A 23,802-nucleotide genomic window follows, 5' to 3' on the forward strand; every position below is an offset into this window, starting at 1 on the left:
GAAGCCAATCCGGCCTCCATGAGTTCCCGGCTGCGCTGGGTGGCAACTCCGTTCATCAGCAGCCACTGTGCCGCGCCTGGACACTCGATCAAGGCCTCTCGCATCTGCAAGAGCAGATGCGTCAGCCATTGACGCCAATCTTCTTGTGCGGATGGCACGTTCACGGCCGACACTGCACTGTCGACCACCGCAGCCGAGAGTGCGTCCCGATCTCCGACGAGTCGATAGACGACGGAGAACGACGTATCGAGTTCGCTGAGCAGCTGCCGCAGCGACCAGCCCTCGACTCCGTGCTCGCGACTGAGCCCGAGCGCCACGGTCAGCACGGCGTCCGCAGTGATCCCGGTGTTGTAACTCCGGCGGCGCTGTGATTTCGCGGCGGACTTCTTGTCAGGTGATGGCGCAGTCATGGTCCGACCGAGCTTAGCGGCGTCGGATCGGGTCGCGTAGTCGACGCAACCGATTGACGGATGAACTTAGGTGAGGTTTACTTGCCAAATCCGAGCAGTGCTCGGATTTGTAGCGGCCCCCCGATTTTTCGAAGCTGAAGGACACCATGAAGTTGAAAACGCGACCCGGTTACCTATCGAGGCTGGGTGCTTCGCTGCTGGTCAGTGTCGTTGCCCTGACTGCGGCCGCCTGTAGCTCGAGTGAGGCGGGACCGACGACGGAACCTGCCGAGGGAACGCGTGTTGTGTCCCACGAATTCGGTGAGACGTCGGTTTCAGGCGACCTCGGGCGAATTGTTTCCCTCGACGAATACGCCGCACTCGGTCTCCTTGCCGTCGGCATCACCCCTGACGTGGTCTTCACGTCGTGGGGATCGGAGATCGGCCAGGACATCTTGGCGTCAGCGGGTACCGAGGTGGTCACGGTGCCGCCGCTCGGTGCACCCCCGATCGAGCAGGTCCTCGCCCAGGATCCTGGACTGGTCATCTTCACGTCGATGGGCGATCGGAGCTACTACGGCTCCCTCGCGTCGACCGTCCCCACAGTGCCGGTCCCGGCCGTCACAACTCCGTGGCGTGAGAATCTTGCCTTCTTCAGACGCGCTTTTGATCGTCAGTCGGTTGCCGACAAGTTGACTGTCGCTTTGGAGAGCAAGATCGCTGACGTCTCTGCTCGGTCCGGTGGTGAAGCGAACACCGTGTCGGTGTTGATGAGCAGTTCTGGAATCCTTGCCACCACCACCGAGCAGGCGCCGCCGTCGTTGCTGTTGGCGGAGAGCGGCTTCGGGCGTCCGGAATCCCAGCGAGCGAATGCCGCTGGAGGACTGCCGTATGCGCCCCTGTCCGACGAGGCGATCCCGGCGCAGGATGCTCGGATCGTAGCCGTGTTCGACGAGGGCGTGTACGAGTTCGGCAAGGTTGCCGGTGTTCCCGGGTTCTCGAGTCTTTCAGCGGTGCAGGAGAACCGAGTGGCCAAGGTCAACGGAGACATGTGGCTCGCCACTCATCCCTTCGCCACTTTCTGGATGATCGAGGACATGGATGCCATGGCTGCCGGCAATCTGACCGGCACCGGAACCGAAGCTGTTGCCGCGACGCGCTATCAGGAATTCACGGCGCTGACGGCATGAGTTCGAGTGCGTTGAGTCGGCGCCTGGCTCTGCGATGGGGAGCGGTGACTCTCGGCTCTGCGGCTGTGGGTTCTGTGGCTTTGGGTTCTGTGGCATTGAGTGCGTGCAGCCGTGGCTCGGCGAACGAAACCAGTTCTGAGATTTCACCGTTCGACGACGAAGTACGTGCTGCCGAACAGGCGAGATTTCGTAGCGGGCACACAGTCCAACGGAATCTGACAGCTGCACCCGCTCTGGTGAGTCTGGGCGCCAGAGGGGTGGACACATGGTCGTACGGTGCAGAAGCGGTGGGTCCGGAGATTCGAATCTCCAAGGGAGACCGGCTCAACGTTCGGTTGCTGAACGACCTTCCGACGGAGACCTCGGTGCACTGGCACGGCATTGCGATCCGCAACGACATGGACGGTGTCTCACCGGTCACCCAGGAACGAATCCGACCAGGTGCAGAGTTCACCTACGACTTCGTGGCCCCGGATCACGGAACATATTGGTACCACTCCCATTCAGGATTGCAGGCCGATCGAGGGCTATTCGGTGCACTCGTGGTCGAGGACCCGAACGACCGGACCGGAGCCGACGAGGACGTCGTCATCGTGATCGACGACTGGCTCGACGGGCTGGGAACAACCCCGGATGCAGTGCTTCGCGCATTGTCACCGGACGTACAGGGAGGACACCACGGGCACGGCGGAGCTCCACCGGAAGTCGATGATGCAGAGATTGATTCTGCCGCAGAATTTCTCGCCAGCGGTCACGGTAATTCCGAGGCGCTCGGTGGAATGGCAACGCACATCACGTATCCACTGCACCTGATCAACGGACGGCCTGTGGAAGATCCCTTCGTCGTCAGTGCAGCGGCCGGAACACGGCTTCGATTGCGGGTGATCAATGCCGGGGCGGAGACTCCGTACCGTTTCTCTGTCGCCGGGCACGAGTTGACCGTTGTCAGTGCTGACGGGCAGGACATCGCCTACACAGCCGGAGACGAGATTCTGATCGCACCCGCGCAGCGATACGACGTATTGGTGACGGTGCAGTCCGGTTCGTGGCCTGTCGCCGCGAAGGTGGAAGGAAAGCCAGGTGGCGCCGCGTGCCTGCTTCGGACACCGGATTCGGTTGCGAGCGTCGACCTGACTTCTCCTGCAGTGCTGTCAGGGTCCGGCGGCCGACTCGTTCTGGAACCGACGCTTCGACCGTCGGGCGCGTGGGAACAGCGGGTACCGGATCGTGAGTATTCGGTTGATCTCATCCAGGCCGGGGATCGATACGTCTGGGGAATGGCGGGCACCGATGTGGGTCGGTTGATCATGAAGCAGGGCGAGCGAATACGAATCGTCATGAACAACAACACCGATATGTGGCATCCGATGCACACCCACGGGCACACCTTCTCGGTTCCCTCGTACGGCGGGCTTCGCCGAGACACCGTGATCGTACTTCCGCGTGCACAATTGGCGATCGACTTCGACGCCGACAATCCAGGACGGTGGATGTTCCACTGTCACAACGCGTACCACTTCGAGGCCGGGATGACTGCCGACCTCCACTACGTTCGATGAGGAGAGCAGAATGTCAGTTCGCACCGGGTTGACCACATTGATCGCTGTTGCAGCGGTGTTCACGCTGACGTCGTGCGGAGGTGAATCACAGGGTTCCACCGAGCAAGCGCCGGTCGAGATCTCGGTGAAGAACCTTGCGTACTCACCGAACACCGTCACTGTGCACACAGGACAGACGGTCACGTGGATTTTCGAGGACCAGGGAATGCCGCACGATGTCGTGTTCGCCGAGCTGGGGATCAAGAGCGATCTCCAAGGAAGCGGAACCTACAGTCAGACCTTCGACAAAGCCGGAACGTTCACCTACACGTGCACAACACATCCGAACATGACCGGCACGATCGTCGTCGAAGAGTGAGTAACTCGATGACAGTGAACTCGATGACAGTGAAGGAGACTGTGGCCTTCGAAGACTCGCCTGGTCTGGTCGACCGAGACGCTTTGGGCCGCATGATCGCTCCCGTGAGAAATCGCCTGCTCCTGGGTGCGGGTTTGTCGGCGCTGTCGGTGCCGCTACGATTCCTGCCCTACGTTTCGGTGGTCGAGATCGCGCGGGTGCTCCTGACCGACTCGTCGTTGAACCTGGTCTGGCTGTGGGCCGCAATCGGTGCAGCGGGCACAATTCTCGGTTTTGTCGTCTACAACGCAGCGCTGACCGTGTGCCACACCGCCGACGCGCATTTCAAATACTCGATCCGCTCGCGTATCGCTCGGCATCTGTCCCGAGTTCCTCTGGGGTGGTTTGCAAATGGTGGCACCGGTGAAGTGAAGCAGGCGATGACCGACGACGTGAAGCGGATGCATCTTCTCGTCGCTCACCTTCCCGCCGACGTGGTACCAGCGATCCTGTCGCCGATAGTGGCCCTGATCTATCTGGTGGCGATGGACTGGAAGTTCAGCCTGGTCCTGGTCGGCTACATCGGAGTGTGTCTCGCTCTTGCCGCGCCGTCGATGCGCAGAGCCTATCGAACGAACGTCGACTCCTGGAATCTTGCAATGTCGACATTGACCTCTGCGACAGTAGAACTGGGCGACGGTATCGAGGTTGTCAAGACGTACGGGAGTGGGAGTCGCGCATTCGCGCGCTACTCGAGCGCTGTCGATTCGATGGTTGCGGTGTGCGTGCGATGGATGTCGGGGATGGGAAGGCCGGTGGTCACTATGTCGATCCTCCTCTCACCGGCGGTACTCATCGTGGTCATCACGGCGACGGGAACTGCAATGTTGTCCGGGGGTTGGATTACCCCGGTAGCTCTTGTTGCCTTTCTGGTCGTCGGAATCGGTGTTCCGTCGTCGGTTCTGCACATGGGAACGATGGCCAACCTCTACCGCGAAGGCCAACTGGGAGCGACTCACGTCGAGAGCATCCTCGGCGAACCAGAGCTGGCCGAACCTCAGGATGCAGTGCCTGCTCGCAGCACTTTGGTCGAATTCGACAGCGTCGGCTTCGAATACACCACTGGGCAGCGCGTCCTCGAGAACATCTCCTTCGAGATGCAACCGGGCACCGTGACCGCGATCGTTGGCCCCTCCGGCTCCGGCAAGACCACTTTGGCGCGTCTACTTCCGCGGTTCTGGGACGTGACGGACGGGTCTATTCGACTGGGCGGAAGCGATTTACGAGATCAGTCCAGTCGTGAAGTCTTGAGATCGATGGCCATCGTCTTCCAAGATGTTGTGCTCCTGCGGGACAGCGTGCGCGAGAATATTCGGCTCGGTCGACCGGATGCAACGGATCTGGAAGTGGAGACAGCGGCGAGGCGGGCGCAGATTCACGACGTGATCATGCGACTGCCGGACGGGTATGACACCGAGATCGGTGGTGGTTCGGGCGGTGAGCTGTCGGGTGGGGAGAAGCAACGCCTGACGATCGCCCGCGCCATCCTTCAGAACCCGCCGATCGTCATCCTGGACGAGGCGACTTCGCAGGCCGATCCCCACAGTGAATCGGCCGTTCAACGCGCACTGGGCGAGATCAGTGCAGACGGCGGCACCCTGATGGTGATCGCTCATCGACTGCACACCGTCCGACACGCAGATCAGATACTCGTTCTCGACGCCGGACGTATCGTGGAAAAGGGTACGCACGAACAGTTGTCGGCGCTCGGCGGAACCTACGCGCGGATGTGGGCGCTCCAGAACCCCCTCGTGGAAGACATATCTCCGCGAAAGGCGCTGCAATGATTCGAGACCTGGACGAAATCCTCGGGCGCGACAATGGGATGCGAGGTCAGATAGCAGGTTTCACGCTCGCCGGGATACTCGAGGGTGTCGTCTTTGCACTGATGATTCCGATCCTGAAAGCGGTGGTTCGCGGCGATTACGACGCCGCAGTGCCGTGGGTTGTCACGGCTGCTCTCGTGGCGGTGGCCTGTGGCGCCGTACGGTGGATCGCCGAGAATCGGGCGTACCGCATCGGAATCGAGGGTTTTGCCGGTGGAATCATGCATCGCCTCGGTGAGCACTTGGTGCAGGTTCCGCTCGGGTGGTTCAGCAAGGCGAACCGTGGGGCGTTCACTCGCCTGGTCACCGAGGGCACGGCTATCTTGATGAGCATCCCGGGAATGATCATCGCGCAACTCGTCACCGTCACGGTGACTCCAGCGACAGTGGCGATCGCTGTCTTGTTTGTGGACTGGCGACTGTCCCTCGCGATGGTCGTCTTCGTTCCACTGGGGATTCGGGCCTACCGCAACGTGCAGCGGGCGGTTGTTCCCGAATACGAGGCGATCGGCAAGAGCGAATCCGAGTTGGCATCGCGCGTCGTCGAATATGCACAGGCGCAGCAAGTTCTACGTTCGGCCGGTAAGAGTGGCGAAGGCTGGACTCGGTTGGACGAAGCTCTTGTGTCCAACCGGGACGCACACCTGCAGGAAATCGGATCGGTCGACAAGTATCTACTGCGGTTCATGATCGTCGTTCAGGTTGCCTTTCTCGCCGTGCTGGTTCTGGCGGCACTGCTGGTCACCACCGGGTCCATCGACACAGCAAGCGTGATCGTTGTTCTCGTGTTGGCCGTGAGGTTTGTGGAGCCGATGCAAATGCTCGCAGGATTCGGTGAAGGTATCTCACTGGCCCGGGTGTCGCTCGGATCTGTCCGAGAGATGATCGATGTACCGGTGCTGGCGGAGCCCGAGGTGCCGAAAGAGCCTACCTCGTATGATATTCGGTTCGATTCGGTCTCCTTCGGCTACGGCCCGGATCGCGTGATTCGTAACGTGAGCCTCGAATTCCCGGACTGCTCGGTCACTGCTCTGGTCGGTCCTTCCGGTTCCGGAAAGACAACTCTGGTTCGGCTGATCTCCAGATTCTGGGACGTCGACGAAGGTGCGGTATCCATCGGGGGAGCCGATGTTCGCGACATCGGAACGAGAGCATTGATGACTCGGATATCGACTGTCTCACAGCAGGTTTACCTGTTCGACGGAACCATCCTGGAGAACGTTCGGTTGGCGAGACCGGATGCCACCGACTCGGAGGTCCGTCAAGCAGTGGTGGATTCCAGGCTAGGCGAAGTGATCGACCGTTTGCCGAGCGGTGAGGAGACCAGGGTAGGTGAAGGCGGATCACTGCTGTCCGGCGGTGAACGTCAGCGGGTCTCGATTGCGCGGGCATTCCTCAAGGACACTCCGATTGTTCTTCTCGATGAAGCGACTTCCGCCCTCGACGGAGAGAACGAAGTCGCCATCACCGAGGCAATTCACCGATTGGCCCGTGGTCGAACGGTGGTGATCATCGCTCATCGCCTGTCGACTATTCAGGGAGCAGATCGCATCGTCTACCTCGAAGCCGGAGGGGTGGAGGAGGTCGGTTCCCACGAAGACCTGATCGCGCGAGGTGGAAAGTACTCGGGTCTGTGGGCCGAGCGCAGTGGCGCGGAGGGATGGAGGATCGACCGAGCACTCGAGCCATGAGCAAACCGTGTGGTTTGATCGACGAATGGACGAAGCTGCTGCAGATCCAGTGAAACCGCCGCGCAAGCGCAGGTGGCCTCGTTGGGTCGCAGGCATTGCGGTGCTCGGAGCAGTTGTCTACGCGGGCTCGATCGTGTGGATCTCCGTGGCGTCGGCCGGACATACGTCAGACGCCGCCGATGCTCCCGACGCTCCGGTTGTGATCGTGCTGGGCGCGCAGATCAAGGACGGTAAGCCGATGGCTTTCCTGAAAGGGCGGCTGGACGCAGCAGTCGAACTGGTGGAAGCGGGAAAGGCTAAAGCGGTCCTGGTCTCCGGCGACGCGAACGGCGGCTCGGGTGACGAGATCGCGGCGATGACGAACTACCTGGTGGAGCAGGGAATAGATGAGCGTCGCATCGTGGGGGATCCGTACGGCCTCGACACCTATGACACCTGCTTTCGGGCCATACATACGTATGGGGTAACCAAGGCGTTGATCGTCACTCAGGGGTATCACGTGCCCCGCGCTGTTGCGTTGTGCCGAGACGTCGGCATCGACGCAGACGGTGTGAACAGCGATTGCGGGTGCGCAACTCCGACGCTGATCAAGAACGCCGCGCGGGAGTGGGTTCTTGCCAAGCCCAAGGCAGCGCTGGACATGCTGTGGAGTCGGGACGCAAAGGTGACGTCGCCGACGGAGGACTCGGTCCAGGTGGCGCTGTCGATTCCCTGACGCGGGGTGAGTGCGCACGGTTTCTGTCGAGCGAACACACGCTCCGGAGAGTCGGAGCGTGTGTTCACTCGAGGTGAAGGGTGCTCGGTCGAGAGTCAGATCAGTGCCGCGGCGGCGAATGCTCCCAGTGCGATCAATGCCGCGCCGGTGACGCTCTGCACGCGACGGTCCAAGACGCACATGATTGAGAGGAATCCCGGCATCGAGCCACCGCGCTTGGTGTGCACGATTGCCGCGAGGCTGGGCATGCAGCGGCCAAGGGATACGACCGTGAACAGCGCCGCCCCGAGAGTCGGTGAACCCGAAGCCATGACGCCGAGTGCCAGGAGGTAGTACGCACTCGAGCGGATGAAGATCAGAAATCCCGGACCGATGATCGCGCCGAAGATCAGCGAGACCTTCCAGGGCGCCATTGTGCGGCGCAGATGGCGCGGAAGCTGTTGGCGCCGCATCGGAGTCGGCATCCTCACCGCACCCAACTCGTGCAGCCCGTACGCAACCGCGACGACGGCCCAGACGCCCAGCGCCCAGCCGATCGGGACGTACCCGGACATCGCCGCACCGAGAGCGCCGATCAATGCCCCGGTGACGGCTCCCGTCGTGACCGAACCCAGAGCGTGCCAGCCGAGTCGGCGGACGGGAGTCGAGGATCCCTTCCGATCTACCTGCTTCGGCGCGGCAACAACTCCGGCGACGGACATTCCGCAGGTCGACCAGTTCGCAGCCAGCGACGTAACCAATCCGGCGCCGATAACAGCTGTGGTCAAAGCTGTTGTCGCAGATGGCGTGGCCACGAGTGCGAGGCCGGCACCCGCAGCGGCGCCCGCCGCGACGAGGCTGACACGGGTCGCGGTGCCGACCGAGCCTTGAAGGGTCGGCCGGATGTCAGGGACATCGGTCTGCAGTGGGCCGTGTGAGAGAACAGTAGTCATCAGATCCTCCGAAGTGTTTGTGGTTCAAGAAAAGTGTTGAGCCGAAGTCGCGGCGAAATGTGATGAGCCAGAGTTCACAGCACTGTGATGACGCCGATCATGTACGGGTGGACGGAGCACGAATATTCGTAGACTCCGACACTTTCGAACGTGTGCCGGAACGTTCCGTCTCCGGTGATACCGCTGTCGAACAGGCCGGGTGATTCCACGTGATGCAGGAGTCCACCGTCGTCGAAGCGCCACTCGACGGTGCCGCCGTGTTCCACGGTGACGTCCATCGGGCTGAACTGAACATTGCTGATCTCGACCACCACGTCGGGGACGGGATCTTCTGTGCCGCAAGCTGGGACACACGTCGCCGCGACAGCGAGGCCGAAGCCGACGATCCACCTCCTCACTATTGAACGATCACGGTGCCCACCATCATCGGGTGGGGCGTGCAGTGGTAGGTGAAGGTTCCGGCGTCGTCGAACGTGTACGAGAAGGTTCCCTCGGTGAGCAACTCGCTCTTCAGTTTCCCGTCGAGATCACCGTTGCCGACCACGTCGTGGGGGAGTCCGCTGTCGTCGAACTTCCATTCGACGGTCTGTCCCTTCTCGATGGTGACCGATGCCGGTGTGTACGCCATGTTCTTCACCTCGATCACGACTGCAGGTTCGTCCGACGACGCACCGGCATCACTACTGCAGGCGGTGAGGCTCAGGGCGGCGCACGCGGCCAGGAAAGCGGGAACGAGTTTCTTCATGAGGTGTTCTCTCCATTCTTCGACTTGTCAGCGGACGTAACGCAGATTTGCCGTCATGCCGGCCTCGAAGTGGTAGGCGTTGTGGCAGTGGAACATCCACTCGCCGGGATTGTCGGCGTCGAACTCGATGGCAAGCTCGGTGCCGGGTAGGACGTTGACGGTGTCGCGGCGAAGTCCGCCGTAATCCGGTACCGCAAACGTGTGGCCGTGGGTGTGCATGGGGTGCCACATCGTGGACGTGTTCTTCATCGTGATCCGGACCCGTTCGCCCTGTTTCATGACGAGCTTGCCCGCATCGGCTCCCGCCATTCCCCAGACGTACCGATCGCCGGCCTGGATCAATTCGATGTGGTAGTCGCGATCAGGCGACTTCGTCTCGAGCCGTGCGGATTCCGTGGGCCGGAGTTCGCTTTCGGTGACCAGTCGGCCGGCCAGTTCCGAGAGGTTTCCGCCCACATCCGGATTCGCCAGCGCCAACGCGTCGGTGCTGCGTAGGACGGTCGACGCATATCCATCTCGGCCCTCGACCTTCGCCACCACCGGCCATGTTCCCGACTTCACCGTCACCAGTACGTCGTAGCGTTGGGCCATTCCGACGATGATGGTGTCGGCGGGAGTTGGTTCCACGTCGTAGCCATCGGTAGCGACGATTGTCATCTCGTGACCGGCCACAGCAAACCGGTACGGAGTTTCGGCCGCTGCGTTGATGATTCGCAGTCGAAGGGTCGAACCGGGCGCTGCAGTGACGACAGCAGGATCGTTGGGTGGCCGCCCGTTGATCAAGTGCAGTGGATACGCGATGTGTTGAGTCATCCCGCCGAGTGGTTCGGAAGAACCGTGTCCACCGCTCACCAACTGTTGCGCGACGGACATGTCGGCTTCCGAGTGTTCCGCCGGAGTCGTTGCCCCACCGCCGTGTCCGCCGTGCCCGCCCGAAATTGCCGGGTTCAGGGCCATCAGGACGGAATCCGGTGTGGTACCCAATCCGTCGAGCCAGTCGTCGAGCACCAGAACGGCATCGGCGTCGGCCCCGGTGATGTCGTTCGGATCCTCGACGATCATGGCGCCGAAGAGCCCCCGATCGGCTTGTAATCCGCTGTGCGAGTGGTACCAGTACGTTCCCTGATCCGGTGCGATGAAGTTGTACTCGAAACTCGAACCGGCGCCGATGGGTGCCTGCGTGGTGGGTGCCGCGCCGTCCATGTCGTTGCGGATTCGAATTCCGTGCCAGTGCAGTGTTGTTTCGGCGTCGAGGCCGTTCTGGACGCTGACGTTCACCCGGTCACCGGACTTCAGTCGAAGTTCCGGAGCCACCGCAGCGCCTCCGTACGTCCACGTGTCCACGAGGCGTCCGCCAAGATCTACCGTCGAGAATCCGGCGGCAAGGGCAAACGCAGCGGTGGTCCCGTTCCAGGCTCGCGCCGATTCTGCGGCGGCAACTTCGGGGTCGGCGGGCAGGATGTAGTCGAGATCGGTTGTGGGCGTCGGAGATGCTGCAGTGGAACTGCATCCGGCAATCGTCCCCATTGCGCCGAGCCCGAGTGCTCCGGCGCCGAGTGCTCCCAAACTCAGGAAGCGGCGCCGGCCCATCACCACACCGGATCCGGGACGACTCATCGGAGTACTTCTGGTGTGATCAACCCGCTGACATCCCCGACGTTGCCCGAGACATCGACGGAACTGACCTGCTCGCCGGTGCTCGCGTTGTAACCCACGATCTTCTGCGGAGCGGAGCCTTCGACCTCAGGTCCGGTACCGAGCACGTAGAACGTGGCGCCGTCGACGGAAAAGGTCATGCTCTTGATGTCTGTCAAGCCGAGGTCTGCAAGCGTCAAGCTCTTCACCGGGGCGAAGGTCGTTGCATCGGACAAGTCGATCTTGACCAGTGAGCCTCCCCGAGCAGAGTCCGGATGAATAGCCGTGTCCGTGTACGCGATTGCGAGCCGGGTTGCGTCGGCGTTGATGACGTTCTCCGAGAATCGACCGGAGTCCTGCCCGGCGTTTCCGATCGGCTTGACACCTTCCTGAGGCAGTCCGTTGGAGAAGTCGAAGACGTACACATCGCCGTTCTCACTGACCAGCAAGGCTTTATTCGCTTCCGATGCCCACGTGACCTTGCGGGTGGAGACAAAATCCTCGGGTAGGACCTTGCTTCGGGCGGTTTCCTTCGGAACACCGTCGTCACCGATCGTGACGTGCAGCAGTTCCCGGGTGTCCTCGCAGACGCTGTACAGCTCGTGATCGACCATCCACGTGAACGGACCGCAGCCGACTATCTGGAGTGCACCGGTCGCTTCCTTCTTCTCGAGGTCGACCACTCTGATTCCGTACAAACCGTCGTCCCACGTGACGAAGAACTTGCCGTCGGACGTGACGGCGTTCGAGCCGGGACGGGAATGTACGCGTGCGACGTCCGGAAGCATGACCTCGGCTGGTTCCAGCAGGTTTCCGGAGTAGGTGCTGACCGTGAAATCTGCTGCGCCGCGGGAACCTCGGGGGCGCCACACCTCGGCAGCGAGCACCGCAGGATCCTCGGCGGAATCCCCGACGAATCCGTGAATGACCGGATCCCAGATACCCGGGCCGACGGTGATTCGGCTCTCGGCCACACCGGTTTTCGGATCGATGACGTTGACGCTGAGCTCGAGCTGGCCGAATCCACCTTCGACGCCCAGCAAGCGGTCAGCTGCGATCGGGGTGATCGAACCGACGTGCAACGGCTCGGGAATGGCATCGCCGATTTCCTGGTCGTCGTGACCGAGGGAGATCCCCTCGCCCGGAGCAGTGAACGGAACTGTCGGATAGGTGACATCGCCTGCGCTGGAAGGTTCGTCGTTGTCGGACGAGCTGCAACCGGCCAGCGCGAGTACGACGGTGAGTGGGATGACGGCAACGGCCGGGCGCGCCAGTTTTCGGGTTCGCGAACTGCTCATGATCCGGCACCGACCTTGGGGCGCTCGGCCGGTCGAGTCTGGCAGTCCTCACCGATGATGGGCGCCATCGTGCAGGTGTATGCCTGAGACTCGTCGGAGACACACCAGATGATTTCCTGGTCGTAGCTTCCGGAGACCGGGTTGTACATCACGGCCTGCATGTCCGGTTCGCCGCAGAATGCGTTGGAACACGAAGGTGCACCGCAGCAGTCGTAGTAGGCGATCAGATAGGTCTTGCCGGTATCAGGGTTGGTGCAGCATCCTACCCAGAACTCTGCGCCGGGCTTGCTGCCGGGGGCGCAGGTGGTGACACCGCCGCCGTTGCATGCGGCACAGGACGTTCCGTCCATGTTGCACCAGCGCCAGTACTCGCACTCGGCCGGATCTTTACCGTCGTAGACAGGGACAAGAGGTTCGGGGCCAGGTGCCGGCGCAGGAACCTCGGGCTCTTGGGCGAAGGCACTACGTGTCACAGGAAGTGTGCTGATCAGCGCCACTCCTGACACTCCCATGGTCCACTTGCCGATCCGACTGATCATGGATCGCCGCGAAACTCGTTCGGAGAGTTTACGTCCGGTTCGACTGGTGAGCGAACCGCCCTGGCCCGACATCCATTCGGCCTGGGCCTGAACTGTCGCCTCGTCGACGGGATATCGATTCTCCGTCATGTTGTGCTGCGGGAATTCATTGTCGTCCAACGATTTTCTCCTGATTCGTGAAGAGGATCGAACTGTGCAGGAAGATCAGGCCGCGCTGCCGGATTTCGCCTGGGCATGAAGGTGCTGGAGTGAGGGGGTGCCGGATTCGAGCGCATTGAGCAGGCTTTCCACCTGAGCCATGTGATTGCACAGGCCCTTTCCTCGGATCTTGCCGTGCTCGTCGAGAATCACGCCGTACGGAGTGGTGCCCACCTGGTATGCGATACCGACGTCTCGAGCGTCGATGTAACTGAGCTCGGAACCGATCCCGCTGCCGGCCAGGAACTCGCGATGCTCTTCGGGTGTTCCGTCGGAGATGATGATCACGTCGAGATCCGATTCGGCTCGGGCCATTGCCCTTACGCCGGGAAGAAGGCTCTTGCATGTCGAGCAACTCGGTGCTGTGAACAGCAGGAGTTGAGGTTTGTCGCGGTGACCACCGACTCCGACGGTCCGTCCTTCCTGATCGATGAGACCGGCAAACGACGGGCCGGCCTGTTCGACCTTGGGGCCGGTATCCATCATCCGGGCACCGAGAGGTCCGAGACGTACTTGTACGCGGCCGATTTCTCGAGCCAGAGCAAGAACCATCAAGAACAGTACGGCTACGGCGATCACCAGGATCACTGTCGCGACAAGGAGGAAAGTGGTCATCGTGGTAGTCCTGCCTTCGAGTTTTCAGTGGTGGGGATGTGAGTCACGAGCCGTACCGGGACCCGGTTTCGGCGGTTCGGAGGCGGATGGAGGCGCTCGACAGGTAGTCGTCGACCGGGCGTCGTCCGAGGTGGACCACCGAACGAATCTGTGCGAGAGCAACTCCAGCCAGAACGAGGAGGAATCCGAAGGTCGCCGCCACGACCTGGACGCCGATCTCAGCCTGTCCGGCGGTGACCGACAGTGCCACTGCGATCACCGCGAGTGTTCCGGCGCGAACGGCGTGGAACCATCCGATACGCGGAATCTCGCCGACTCCGAATGCAAAACATCCGCAGTCCAGATCGCGTCGCCCACGCAGGAGGTTGATCGTGAGGCCCGTGAAGAACGACGCGAACATGACGGCAGCAACCAAGGCGGCGAGGCGATGGGCCACGCCGAGAACCAGAAGGATGCCTACGACGGTTTCCGCGACGGGAAGGATGCGAGCGATCGGTACTTCGAGTCGCACCGGCAACACTTTGTATCCGCGCACCGAACGAAGGACCCCGTCGTGGTCGTTCAGCTTGGGAATGCCGGCGAGCAGGAGAACAAATCCGATGATCGCCGAAGTGGTGGCGCTGACCAAGTCCATGCTTCCTCCGTTCCTCTCGGGTAGTGCCGGTGGTGTGTGGGACACATCCTGTACGGGCGATGCTGCGAACCCGCGTCGACCGCGCTACGCCTGGACTAGGTGCAACTGAGAGAGCAGTTGTCGTGTGAGAATCGGAGAACTCGCAGGTCAAGGTGCTCCCGGAGGGGCCGGATACCGTCGGCCGCCCTTGATCCGGCATGACGCTGGGTGGGAAACAGAGTCGGATTCTCACTTGAAAGTTCTGTGCGCGCCATCGTGGAAACTGCGCGGAAACATAAGCGGACTAACTTGACCGAATTCTGACAATTCGCTCGTAGGTTCGGGCCTGGACGCGACGGACGGTGACACATGGCCGTGAGTGCGGCACTGCGTGCAGCGATCACGCGAGCGCAGAATGCGGATCAACACAGTGAGCCCGTGTTCTCCCCGCTCCGTGGTCTCGGACGAGGACGTTTGACCCCGATCGACCTGTTGGGGCAATCACTCTCCACGATCGCTCCGGCAACGGGAATGGTGTTCATCGCCCTGTGGATGATCACCTACAGTCCCGGCTACGTCGGGTTGGCTGCGATTGCTGCGACAACTTCGGCGGTGTTTCTCGTTGCGTTCTGCATCACTCAATTCACGCGGAGACTGGCCGCAGCAGGATCGTTGTACAGCTTCGTCTTCCAAGGCTCCGGTATCCGGGCGACACTGACGGCGGGTGCCGCACTGGTACTCGGGTATCTCGGAATCTCGGTTTCGGTTTTCTCACAGGCAGTTCCGAGTCTGCTCGATACCATCGCCATTGTCGGCCCCGACGTGCGAGGGACTGCCGCGACGGTGATCACGACGGTGGCGATTGCCCTGGCCGTCGCGTGGATTGCAGTGCGCGGCGTCCGGTTCGCCACCCGAGCGATCCTGGTCGTCGAAGCGTGCTCGTTGATTCTCATCGTCGTGGTCATGCTGGCGACGCACAGTGACACGACAACTGCTGTTGCCCTGCCGAATCCGTCGCTGAGTGCAGTTCCGTTTCTCGCGATGCTGACGGTGCTCAGCATGGCGGGCTTCGAAAGTTCGGCCTTCTTCGGCCCGGAAGCGAAGCGACCACTCATCAGCGTCACACGCACGGTTCTCATTTCGCCGATCATCTGCGGGGTCCTCTTCGTTTTTGCGGCCTGGGCGGCGATGACCGGCCACGGCGCGACGATCGTCGGAGCGTACTTCGAGGGAACGGCATCGGGGGCCAGCGCGGAGGTGGTTCTGGCAGTCAAGATCGGAATGACGTGTTCCTGGTTCGCATCCACTCTCGGTTGTGCGCAGGCGGGTTCGCGGTTGTTGTATTCGATGGGGATCGAACGGGTACTGCCTGCGCCGCTCGCTCGCGTGCACAGACGGTTCCGCACCCCGTACGTTGCGGTACTTGCGTTCGTCGCGGTAAGTGCGGCAGGCGTATTCATCTATTCGGATACGGTTCGCGACGATTCGGGATCCTTCGACGGCGTGGTGGAGACCGCGTTGGTCTGCGCTTACACGCTGGTGGCCTTTGCTTCGTGGAAGTTCTTGCGCCGAATCGGGGAACATACGTCGCTGACCCGGATATGCACCGTGTCCGTGAGTACCGCCGGTGCTGGTCTACTGGTCTACATCGTTCTCGACGGTGCGGTTCACGGGATGTGGGCACTGCCGATCGCTGCTCTTGCTGTTGCGGTGTCGGGGACAGTGTGGAGCGCATTGCTCCGTAGAGCCAGACCTGAAAGCCTTCTGATGGTCGGCGCTTTCGACAGCGTCGAGACGGCGGACCTGTTGCCCGGTGCTGGCACTCTGCTGATCGACGGTGACGGGCGAAGGCGACTCGTTCCGGATCGTGGGACCTCCGAGGGTGACTCGCCGGAGCATGGGCGGTGACCGCGGACCGTGCAACCGCTGGTCCACGATCAGGAAAACAGATCGGCGAAGAGACCCACTTCAGTGGACAACAACCGCGTGCGGTTCAGAAGGCGCTGGGGATGCTCGAGGCGGTGGCTCATCTGGGACCGGGAACAACCGCGAAGGAGATCGCCACTTTTGCAGGCGTTCCATCGGCCACGGCGTACCGGATGCTGAATCTGCTGGTGGCGGAGGGCTTTCTCGTGCGGGTGCCGGACCTGTCAGGGTTCGCGTTGGGGCGTCGGACTGCCGAGCTCTCGCATGCGGCGTCGTCGAGTGGTCCGGCGCCGACGCTGCACGAGCGCGTCGAGGACATGCGGACACACACGAGGTTCGGATTGCACGTCGCGTCATTCGCCGGTGGGCGCTTGCGGTTCGTCGACAAGGATCCGGATCACGAGATCATCGGAATAGCGGCGCTGCCGAAGAACCTTCACGCGAATGCGCTGGGGAAGGTTCTGTTGGCGCACGACGAGCGGTTGCTTTCGGGTTTGGAACTTCGCCGGGTCACGGAGTTCACCCTCGGTGATTTCGATGCGTTGTATGAGCAGCTGAGGTCTGTTCGCCTGCAGGGTTTTGCATTCGAGAACCAGGAATGCCGCCTGGGTCGATCCGCGGTGGCAGTACCGGTTCGAGATCACGCAGACCAGGTGGCAGGCGGTTTGTGTGTTCAGGGAGCGAGCGGGCGAGTGACGGACGAGGATCGAGAGTTGGTCGGTTTCCTACTCGATTGTGCGCGTCAGCTCACCGGATTGCTCTGACGTCACACGCGCAGGCTCAGGGGGAGCCCGGCGGTCATCAGGACCACGGACTCCGATTCACTGGAGATGCGGCTGTTCACCAGACCGAGTAGATCGCGGAACAGCCTCCCGGACTTCGTGTCCGGGACGACGCCGCTTCCCACTTCGTTCGTGACGGCGACAATCGGAACCGGACAGGCGGTCCAGGCGTCGGCCAAGACGTCGATATCTGCGTGGACGGCGCTGAGATCTTCTGTCGCCCACGCCTGATGTCGGTCCAGACGTGCGGTCAACCACGTGCCGAGGCAGTCGAGCAGGATCGGTGTTGTTGCGGCCGCGAGAATCTCGGCGACTTCGGAGGTCTCTACCGTCGTCCACGTCGACGGCCTCCGCGCGCGATGCGACGCAATTCGTTCGATCCAGTCGGGATCGTCGTCCTGCGGATCCCCGGTGGCGATGTACGTGACGTTCCGGTAGCCGGCAAGCAGGCCCTCCGCGTAAGTGGACTTGCCCGAGCGGGCGCCACCGGTGACCAGAGTTCGATGGCCCTGTCCTACCCCGATCTCGAGCACAGCTCCATCCGGAACCGCTCGCGCCCCGGACAAGCGAAGTGCTTCCGAGAGTTCGTTTTCGACTGGGTTGTGGTGCCCGAGGTGTACGGCGACCACATCGGTTCGATCGGTGATCGCGGTGCAATTGCGTAGTCGGGTCACCGTCTCCGCGAAACTCGGCAGATCATGGTGCCCGGTGCCGTGATCAGTTTTGTGGCCGAAGGTCTCTTCGAGAAAGACGGCGTCGAAACGCGCGTCGGCAAGTGCGTCGACAGTGGATTCGGGCAGAGGCCCGGTGTCGGTGGCCCAGAAGATTCGGGTTCCGGATGCGTCGGTGATGTCGTAGAGAAGGGTGGGTACTTCGTGCGCGGCTTCGAGTGCGCGAACACGATAGGTGCCCAACATGATCGACTGGCCGGTCTCGAGCGGTGTGAAGGTCACCGGGTCATCCGGGCCCACCCAGTCTCGGCAGAGAGCGAGCGCGTCGGGTGGTCCGAGAACCTGTAGTGGTTCGGTGCGCGAGGCCCAGGACCGGAACAGCAATGCCATCGGGCCGAGGTGATCGGGATGAGAGTGCGTCAACAGGATGTGTTCCACGTGTGCCAGCGTGCGACCGAATCGCGACGCGGCACGCGGTACTTCGGGTCCACAGTCCAACAGGATTCTGTTGTCCACCAGGGCAGCAGTGTGCCCGCGGATGGTTTCACTCGACAGGGCGGACAGGCAGGAAGGGCAAGTGCAGAACGGGTTCGGCCAACCGTCGGCAGCGCCGGTGCCGAGCATCACCAATTCCATCAGCGGGTGCCTTCCTGCCGAATCGGAACAACTATGGGACCGCTGGGCCGGTCCAGGATTTCGACCCGGGCGCCGTACACGCGGCCGAGGAGGTCTGCCTCCAGCACCGCTGAGGGTGTGCCGTCGGCAACCACGCTGCCCTTGTCCAGCAGCACGATTCGTCGACCGTACTGACCCGCGAGAGTGAGGTCGTGCATCGCGGCGATGACCGTGATGTTGTCGGCTTCACGCAGTTCCTCCACCAAGTCGAGAACCTGCTGCTGGTGACCGATGTCGAGGGCGCTGGTGGGTTCGTCCAAGAGCAGTACCTGCGGTTCTTGGGCCAGTGCCCGAGCCAGGACCACGCGTTGCAATTCGCCACCGGAAAGTTCGGTGGCTCGTCGATCTGCGAACTCGGTGAGGTCGAGCCTCTCGATCACCGAAGAGATCACCGAACGGTCAGTGGCGGTTTCGGTTCCGAAGCGTCGTAGATAGGGAGTGCGGCCGAGCGCAACCAGTTCCTTAACCGTTGAGCCCTCGGGTACTACCGGACGCTGAGGCATCAACGCGACGACGGCGGACATCGCCTTGCGGCTGGAATTGCGAGGACTCAGTCCCCCGACCGAGAGCTCACCGGTAGACGGAATCAATCCGGCGAGGGCATGCATCAAGGTTGTCTTGCCGGCGCCGTTCGGCCCGACCACGGCAACCCAATCGCCGGGTGTCACATCGAGATCGATGCCGTCGACGACGTCTTTGCCGCCGAGGTTGACTCGGAGGTCGCGGCACCGCACTGCGCTGTCGGTCATGCCGAGACCCGGCTGCGGCGCAGAACCAGAAGGAAGAACGGAGCGCCGATCATCGCGGTTACAACGCCGATCGGGAGTTCGGCCGGTGCCATGACCGTGCGGGCGGCAACGTCGGTGAGGACGAGAAACGCCGCTCCGAGCATGAGTGACAGGGGCAGAAGCAGTCGATGCGACGGGCCGACGACCAGTCGAACCGCATGGGGAACAACGATTCCGACAAAGCCGATCAGTCCACTTGCACTCACGACCGCCGCCGTTCCCAGAGTTGCGGCGAGCACCAGTACCAGGCGTGATCTGGCCGGGTCGACGCCGAGGCTGGCGGCTTCGACGTCACCTACGGCCATCACGTCGAGTACGCGTCGGTGTACCAGGATGACGGCAGATGCCAGCGCAACGTACGGCAGGACAACCAGAACTTCCGACCAACCTTCGGTGGACAATCCGCCGAGCAGCCAGGAATAGACCTCGCGAAGTGAATCGTCGAACCGCTGCTGGACAAAAGTCTGCGCTGCATTCGTGAACGCCGCGACTGCGACACCGGCGAGGATGATGACTACCGCGTTCTGCGGCCCGCCTATGCTTCGGCCGAGCGAATAAGTTGCGAACACGGCCAGCACACCACCGACGAAGGCGGCCATGGGAATTCCGAACATGCCCAGCGCTCCACCCGAAACGATGGCGAGGGTTGCGCCCAGTCCGGCTCCGCTGGAAACTCCGAGGAGATACGGATCTGCCAAGGGATTTCGGAACACGCCCTGGTAGGCGGCACCGGCAACGGCCAACATTGCTCCGACCAACGCGCCCAGGACTACTCGCGGAAGCCGGATCTGCCAGAGAATCGCCTGCTGTGTCGCGGTGAGACCGGAATCGATGTGGATGCCGGGGATTCCGTCCAGAAGTTCGAGAATGGTCCGATCAGGCGTCAAACCGGCCGGCCCCACCAGGACACCGATCAGCAAGGCAGCGCACAGAATCAGCGCGGCGCCGAGCAGAACGGCCGTCCGATGATGGGAGATACCGGCTTTGATCATCGAGTGCTCAGGCCGCGGGAACTTGGGCAACGATGGCCGCGACGGCCTTCACCTGATCGGCGACACGAGGTCCCCAGCGGCTGGAGAGGTCTTCGTCGAGCACATGGATCTGGTTGCCGGTAACCGCTTTCATGCCACTCCACCCGGGCCGGGCGGCGACGGATTCTGCAGTCACTCCACAGCATTGGGAGTCTGCGAGAAAGATGAGATCGGGATTGGCCTGCACCACGAATTCGGCGGACAGCTGCGGATAGTCGCCCTGCCCCGCGGCGTCGGCGATGCTCTTCATTCCGAACAGCGAGTAGATCTGCCCGACGAAGCTCGAACTCGTGACGGTGTAGAGCGAGGAGTCGAGTTCGTGGAAGTACGTCAGCGGCTGTTGGCGCGCAGGAACACTGGCGACAGCGGCGTCGATGTCCGAGCGCATGGTATCGACAACTTCGGTGCCCTTGTCCTCGTGGCCGGTGGCCTTCGCGACGCGCTCGATCTGGGCGTAGACGTCGTCGATGCTTGTGGCTGCCGGTAGCAGGAGTGTCGGTACCTTCGCCTTTTGCAGTCCGGAGACAAGATCGTTCATGTCATCCGATGCGATCACCAGATCCGGTGCGTAGCCGAGGATGGCTTCGACGTTCGGTTGAAAGCCCGAGAGATCGGTGACCGGGATACCGGCCGGGTAGTCGGACTGATTGTCGACGGCCCTCACCTGATCGCCCGCGCCGACGGCCCACAGGGTCTCGGTGGCGCTGGGACTGAGTGACACGATCGACTGCGGACGTGACTCGATGGTGATGTCCGTGCCGGAATCCGTGGGACCGGAAACAACAGTCACCGGGAACGAGCCGTCCGAGGCGGCTGTGGTTGCGGGTGCATCGGACGTCGAGCTACTGCAGGCACCGGCAAGCAGTGCGGTGCTCACCGTCAGTGCTGCAAGTACAGATCTGAATCTACGTGTCGGCCGAGTACTCACAGCCACCCCTCCGCTAGTGGTGAAGGGTCGCGAGCAGCGCGGCCGCGAGGCGAAGCGCCACGAGCGGTCCTTCGTCCGAGAACCATCGTGTCGCCACGAGGCCGGTGACCTGACTCGTTCGCCTCGAGTAGTGACGGGCGAATTCACAGTTGCGTCGACAGTGCCGGGGTTTCACCGAACTTCACACGAGCAGCGTGGCACCCCGGTGAACCGGGGCATCTGCACTTTACAGGGGTCGTCTGGCTTGACCAGGGAGGTCAAGGCAGGGTAAATATCTATTCCACTAATGAACTAGTGAAAGGGTTCGGATGATCGACTTCCGTATCGACCGCCGATCCGGCATTCCCACTTACGTGCAATTGGTCCTTCAGGTGAAGCAGGCGCTCAGGCTCGGTGATCTCCAAGTCGGGGATCGGCTGCCCACAGCCAAGGACGTCGTGGGAGCGCTCGCGATCAACCCGAACACAGTCCTGAAGGCCTACAAGGAACTCGAGCGCGACGGACTTGTCGCCCCGAGGCCCGGATTGGGCACGTTCGTCGTGAAGTCCCTGGCCAAGCCCGGTATGGCGGAAAGCTCTGCGCTACGTCGTGAGTTGGCGCGTTGGGTTGCAGATGCCGTGGCCGCCGGACTCGAGCGCACGGACATCGAAGCATTGGTGAGTTTGGAGCTCGAGAAGACGTTCATCGAATCGGATCCGTCCGGAAAGCAGGGGGAGACATCATGACTGCGCAAGAATCGGCACTGACGATGCAGGACGTGGACAAGCGCTTCGGCAAGAAGAAGGTGCTCGACGCCTGCACATTCGAGGTCGCGACAGGAAGCATCACTGCCCTGGTCGGGGTGAACGGAGCGGGCAAGTCCACACTGATGTCCTTGGCTGTCGGGTTGACGATGCCTGACCACGGTTCGATCTCCGTCCTGGGCAGCACGCCGGATCAGGACGGCATCTGCCCAGGCCTGTCGTACCTCGCTCAGCACAAGCCGCTGTATCCCAAATTCACTGTTGCAGAACTTCTTCGATTCGGTGCGTATACCAACGACAAGTGGGATGCGAAGTACGCTCTGGATCTGGTGGAGCGCGCTGGGATTGCTCTCGATGCAAAGGCGAAGACTCTGTCACCAGGTCAACGAACCAGGGTTGCACTGGCTTTGGCGCTCGGACGCAGACCGCAGCTGCTTCTACTCGACGAGCCTCTGGCAGATCTCGATCCGGTTGCACGGCGGTCTGTGGCGACCACTCTGCTCGAGGACGTTGCCGAGTACGGCACCACGGTTCTGTTGTCTTCACACATCGTTTCCGAATTGGCAGACATCTCGGATCGACTTCTTCTGCTGGGCGGCGGAAACGCGAGATTGTCCGGTCCGTTGGATGAATTGATCGCTGCCCATTACGTATTGATCGGGGACGGCGATCCCTCGGACGTGGTCGGCGCCGGTGCGGTCATTCATACCGACAAGGGGATGCGGTCGAATTCTCATGTGGTGGAGGGAGTCCGTCCGAGCCCTCGGGCCGGCTGGGTGATCGACGACGCAACTCTCGACGACGTGGTGCTCGGGCACCTGAGCGCAGAAACGATGGTGGCGGCATGATCTGGGTTACGTGGCGGCACCACCGGACATCGCTCATTGTGTCATTGGGATTCCTCGCGGCATTAGCAGTCATTGTCTTGTCGAGTGGTGCGATCATCAAGAGCGGCGGACAAGCCCAACTCTTCGGATCGCCTCTCAGTTGCTTCGATGACATCACCGCTATCTGCACGGCAGAGACTGCTCTCACCCTGACGACAGTGGTTGCGACGGCTCTGCCGGTGTTCCTCGGCGTGTTGATCGGTGTCACCGTGTTTTCGCGGGATATCGAACAGGGAACGCACGTATTGGGGCTTACTCAATCGGTCAGTCGGACTCGTTGGTTCTGGACCCGGGTGTTGATCGTCTTCCTGCCGATTTCTGTGGCTTCGGCATTGCTCGGATTTGCACTGCAATGGGCTCGATCTCTCCCGGACAACTCCCGGTATGCATTTGTTGCCGGGCGTTCGACTTTCGTCGAGATATCGAACCTGTCGTATCCGCTCTTTCAATCCAGCGGACTGGTCTTGGGTGCATACACATTCATGGCACTCATGCTCGGAGCAGCTCTGGCTTTGCTGGTGCGTAGTTCGATCGGCGCAATGGCGATCACGATGGTCGGTGTTGTTGCGATCCTGGCAGCATTTCAGTTGGTTGCACGACCCGATTACGCCGAGCCGAGTGTCCGAACGTCACCCGTCGCCGGATTCAGTTCCTACTATTCGAGCGATACCAGTATTCCCGCGGTCAATTGGGAACTCGCGCAGGGATATGTCGACCTCCGAGGTAACTGGGTCGACATCAAATACGACGAGTGCACGTGGGGTGGATCAGGCGGCGAGAACCCGTACGACCAGCGCCCGGAGGAGACCGGCGCCGAGTACAGCCTCCGCATGGATGTGCTCTCAGCGCAGCAGAACAGAGAGATGGAGATCTGTTTGCGGGAACACGGCGTCGACCACTACGAAGTTCGCTACCACTCAGCTGATCGGTTCTGGCGTTTCCAGTTCACGGAAGCTGCACTCGTCCTGATCCTTTCGGGCTTGTTCCTCCTGCCGGCGCTCTGGGGCCTACGACGCCTCAAGCCGTGAC

23 protein-coding genes are annotated in these 23,802 nt (G+C 61.8%); 11 read left to right on the plus strand and 12 right to left on the minus strand.

Going from position 1 to position 23,802, the window contains the following annotated elements:
* Positions 1-694: 694 nt before the first annotated feature.
* From AC1DVN_RS13775 to AC1DVN_RS13800, 6 genes are read left to right on the plus strand one after another with little or no spacing between them, the layout of a single operon-like run.
* Positions 695-1,579, plus strand: coding sequence for an ABC transporter substrate-binding protein (locus tag AC1DVN_RS13775; protein ID WP_477993917.1), 885 nt, complete (start codon positions 695-697; stop codon positions 1,577-1,579).
* Entirely contained in the window at positions 1,576-3,138 is a 1,563-nt protein-coding gene (locus tag AC1DVN_RS13780; RefSeq protein ID WP_477993918.1) for a multicopper oxidase family protein, read from the plus strand. Before AC1DVN_RS13775 ends, AC1DVN_RS13780 begins: the two co-directional genes overlap by 4 nt.
* Before the next feature lie 10 nt (positions 3,139-3,148).
* Entirely contained in the window at positions 3,149-3,496 is a 348-nt protein-coding gene (locus AC1DVN_RS13785) for a cupredoxin domain-containing protein (RefSeq protein ID WP_477993919.1), read from the plus strand.
* 23 nt (positions 3,497-3,519) lie between these two features.
* Positions 3,520-5,322 carry an ABC transporter ATP-binding protein gene (locus tag AC1DVN_RS13790; protein ID WP_477993920.1) on the plus strand — a complete coding sequence of 601 codons (1,803 nt, stop codon included), beginning with the start codon at positions 3,520-3,522 and terminating at the stop codon, positions 5,320-5,322.
* Entirely contained in the window at positions 5,319-7,052 is a 1,734-nt protein-coding gene (locus tag AC1DVN_RS13795) for an ABC transporter ATP-binding protein (protein WP_153211499.1), read from the plus strand. The genes AC1DVN_RS13790 and AC1DVN_RS13795 overlap by 4 nt, the downstream gene beginning before the upstream one ends.
* 25 nt (positions 7,053-7,077) lie before the next feature.
* Positions 7,078-7,767 carry a SanA/YdcF family protein gene (locus tag AC1DVN_RS13800; protein WP_153211500.1) on the plus strand — a complete coding sequence of 230 codons (690 nt, stop codon included), beginning with the start codon at positions 7,078-7,080 and terminating at the stop codon, positions 7,765-7,767.
* A 95-nt stretch (positions 7,768-7,862) separates the two neighbouring features.
* Here AC1DVN_RS13800 and AC1DVN_RS13805 read toward each other — a convergent pair whose 3' ends face one another.
* From AC1DVN_RS13805 to AC1DVN_RS13840, 8 genes are all read right to left on the minus strand, one after another.
* Positions 7,863-8,699 carry a methylamine utilization protein gene (locus tag AC1DVN_RS13805; protein ID WP_477993921.1) on the minus strand — a complete coding sequence of 279 codons (837 nt, stop codon included), beginning with the start codon at positions 8,697-8,699 and terminating at the stop codon, positions 7,863-7,865.
* Positions 8,700-8,773: 74 nt separating this feature from the next.
* Positions 8,774-9,097 carry a cupredoxin domain-containing protein gene (locus AC1DVN_RS13810; protein ID WP_019745578.1) on the minus strand — a complete coding sequence of 108 codons (324 nt, stop codon included), beginning with the start codon at positions 9,095-9,097 and terminating at the stop codon, positions 8,774-8,776.
* A complete protein-coding gene (locus tag AC1DVN_RS13815) occupies positions 9,097-9,444 on the minus strand; it encodes a plastocyanin/azurin family copper-binding protein (RefSeq protein ID WP_003940240.1) in 348 nt (115 codons plus the stop codon). Before AC1DVN_RS13815 ends, AC1DVN_RS13810 begins: the two co-directional genes overlap by 1 nt.
* Before the next feature lie 27 nt (positions 9,445-9,471).
* Positions 9,472-11,061 (minus strand): multicopper oxidase family protein, encoded by a 1,590-nt coding sequence (locus AC1DVN_RS13820; RefSeq protein ID WP_477993922.1) that lies wholly within the window; start codon positions 11,059-11,061, stop codon positions 9,472-9,474.
* Positions 11,058-12,377, minus strand: coding sequence for a hypothetical protein (locus tag AC1DVN_RS13825; RefSeq protein WP_477993923.1), 1,320 nt, complete (start codon positions 12,375-12,377; stop codon positions 11,058-11,060). The genes AC1DVN_RS13820 and AC1DVN_RS13825 overlap by 4 nt, the downstream gene beginning before the upstream one ends.
* Entirely contained in the window at positions 12,374-13,045 is a 672-nt protein-coding gene (locus tag AC1DVN_RS13830; protein WP_037128911.1) for a methylamine dehydrogenase light chain, read from the minus strand. Before AC1DVN_RS13830 ends, AC1DVN_RS13825 begins: the two co-directional genes overlap by 4 nt.
* 75 nt (positions 13,046-13,120) lie before the next feature.
* Complete coding sequence (locus AC1DVN_RS13835) at positions 13,121-13,729, minus strand: redoxin domain-containing protein (RefSeq protein WP_019745575.1); 609 nt, start codon at positions 13,727-13,729, stop codon at positions 13,121-13,123.
* A gap of 43 nt (positions 13,730-13,772) precedes the next feature.
* Positions 13,773-14,363 carry a MauE/DoxX family redox-associated membrane protein gene (locus AC1DVN_RS13840; protein ID WP_477993924.1) on the minus strand — a complete coding sequence of 197 codons (591 nt, stop codon included), beginning with the start codon at positions 14,361-14,363 and terminating at the stop codon, positions 13,773-13,775.
* Between the two features lie 348 nt (positions 14,364-14,711).
* On the opposite strand from AC1DVN_RS13840, the gene AC1DVN_RS13845 reads away from it, so the two are divergent.
* Together AC1DVN_RS13845 and AC1DVN_RS13850 are read left to right on the plus strand one after the other, a co-directional pair.
* The gene (locus tag AC1DVN_RS13845; RefSeq protein ID WP_283567727.1) at positions 14,712-16,250 is read left to right on the plus strand and encodes an APC family permease; all 1,539 of its coding nucleotides are present in this window, start codon (positions 14,712-14,714) and stop codon (positions 16,248-16,250) included.
* Positions 16,247-17,032 (plus strand): IclR family transcriptional regulator, encoded by a 786-nt coding sequence (locus tag AC1DVN_RS13850; protein ID WP_141488298.1) that lies wholly within the window; start codon positions 16,247-16,249, stop codon positions 17,030-17,032. Before AC1DVN_RS13845 ends, AC1DVN_RS13850 begins: the two co-directional genes overlap by 4 nt.
* Before the next feature lie 2 nt (positions 17,033-17,034).
* On the opposite strand, the gene AC1DVN_RS13855 is transcribed toward AC1DVN_RS13850, so the two are convergent.
* Genes AC1DVN_RS13855 through AC1DVN_RS13870 form a run of 4 tightly spaced genes read right to left on the minus strand, consistent with a single transcriptional unit; the run spans position 17,035 to position 21,143 of the window.
* Positions 17,035-18,357: a bifunctional adenosylcobinamide kinase/adenosylcobinamide-phosphate guanylyltransferase gene (locus AC1DVN_RS13855; RefSeq protein ID WP_477993925.1), complete on the minus strand. Its 1,323-nt coding sequence runs from the start codon at positions 18,355-18,357 to the stop codon at positions 17,035-17,037.
* On the minus strand, positions 18,357-19,145 hold the full coding sequence (locus AC1DVN_RS13860; RefSeq protein ID WP_020970985.1) for an ABC transporter ATP-binding protein: 789 nt from the start codon (positions 19,143-19,145) through the stop codon (positions 18,357-18,359). Before AC1DVN_RS13860 ends, AC1DVN_RS13855 begins: the two co-directional genes overlap by 1 nt.
* Positions 19,142-20,176: a FecCD family ABC transporter permease gene (locus AC1DVN_RS13865; RefSeq protein ID WP_477993926.1), complete on the minus strand. Its 1,035-nt coding sequence runs from the start codon at positions 20,174-20,176 to the stop codon at positions 19,142-19,144. The genes AC1DVN_RS13860 and AC1DVN_RS13865 overlap by 4 nt, the downstream gene beginning before the upstream one ends.
* A gap of 7 nt (positions 20,177-20,183) precedes the next feature.
* Positions 20,184-21,143, minus strand: coding sequence for an ABC transporter substrate-binding protein (locus tag AC1DVN_RS13870; protein WP_092764868.1), 960 nt, complete (start codon positions 21,141-21,143; stop codon positions 20,184-20,186).
* 308 nt (positions 21,144-21,451) lie between these two features.
* Here AC1DVN_RS13870 and AC1DVN_RS13875 point away from each other — a divergent pair, with 308 nt between their 5' ends.
* From AC1DVN_RS13875 to AC1DVN_RS13885, 3 genes are read left to right on the plus strand one after another with little or no spacing between them, the layout of a single operon-like run.
* Positions 21,452-21,868: a GntR family transcriptional regulator gene (locus tag AC1DVN_RS13875; RefSeq protein WP_007729675.1), complete on the plus strand. Its 417-nt coding sequence runs from the start codon at positions 21,452-21,454 to the stop codon at positions 21,866-21,868.
* Entirely contained in the window at positions 21,865-22,734 is an 870-nt protein-coding gene (locus AC1DVN_RS13880) for an ABC transporter ATP-binding protein (protein ID WP_134998905.1), read from the plus strand. The genes AC1DVN_RS13875 and AC1DVN_RS13880 overlap by 4 nt, the downstream gene beginning before the upstream one ends.
* The gene (locus tag AC1DVN_RS13885; protein WP_238076598.1) at positions 22,731-23,801 is read left to right on the plus strand and encodes an ABC transporter permease; all 1,071 of its coding nucleotides are present in this window, start codon (positions 22,731-22,733) and stop codon (positions 23,799-23,801) included. The genes AC1DVN_RS13880 and AC1DVN_RS13885 overlap by 4 nt, the downstream gene beginning before the upstream one ends.
* Position 23,802: the final 1 nt, after the last annotated feature.

The organism is Rhodococcus sp. P4_E4, from assembly GCF_056401575.1.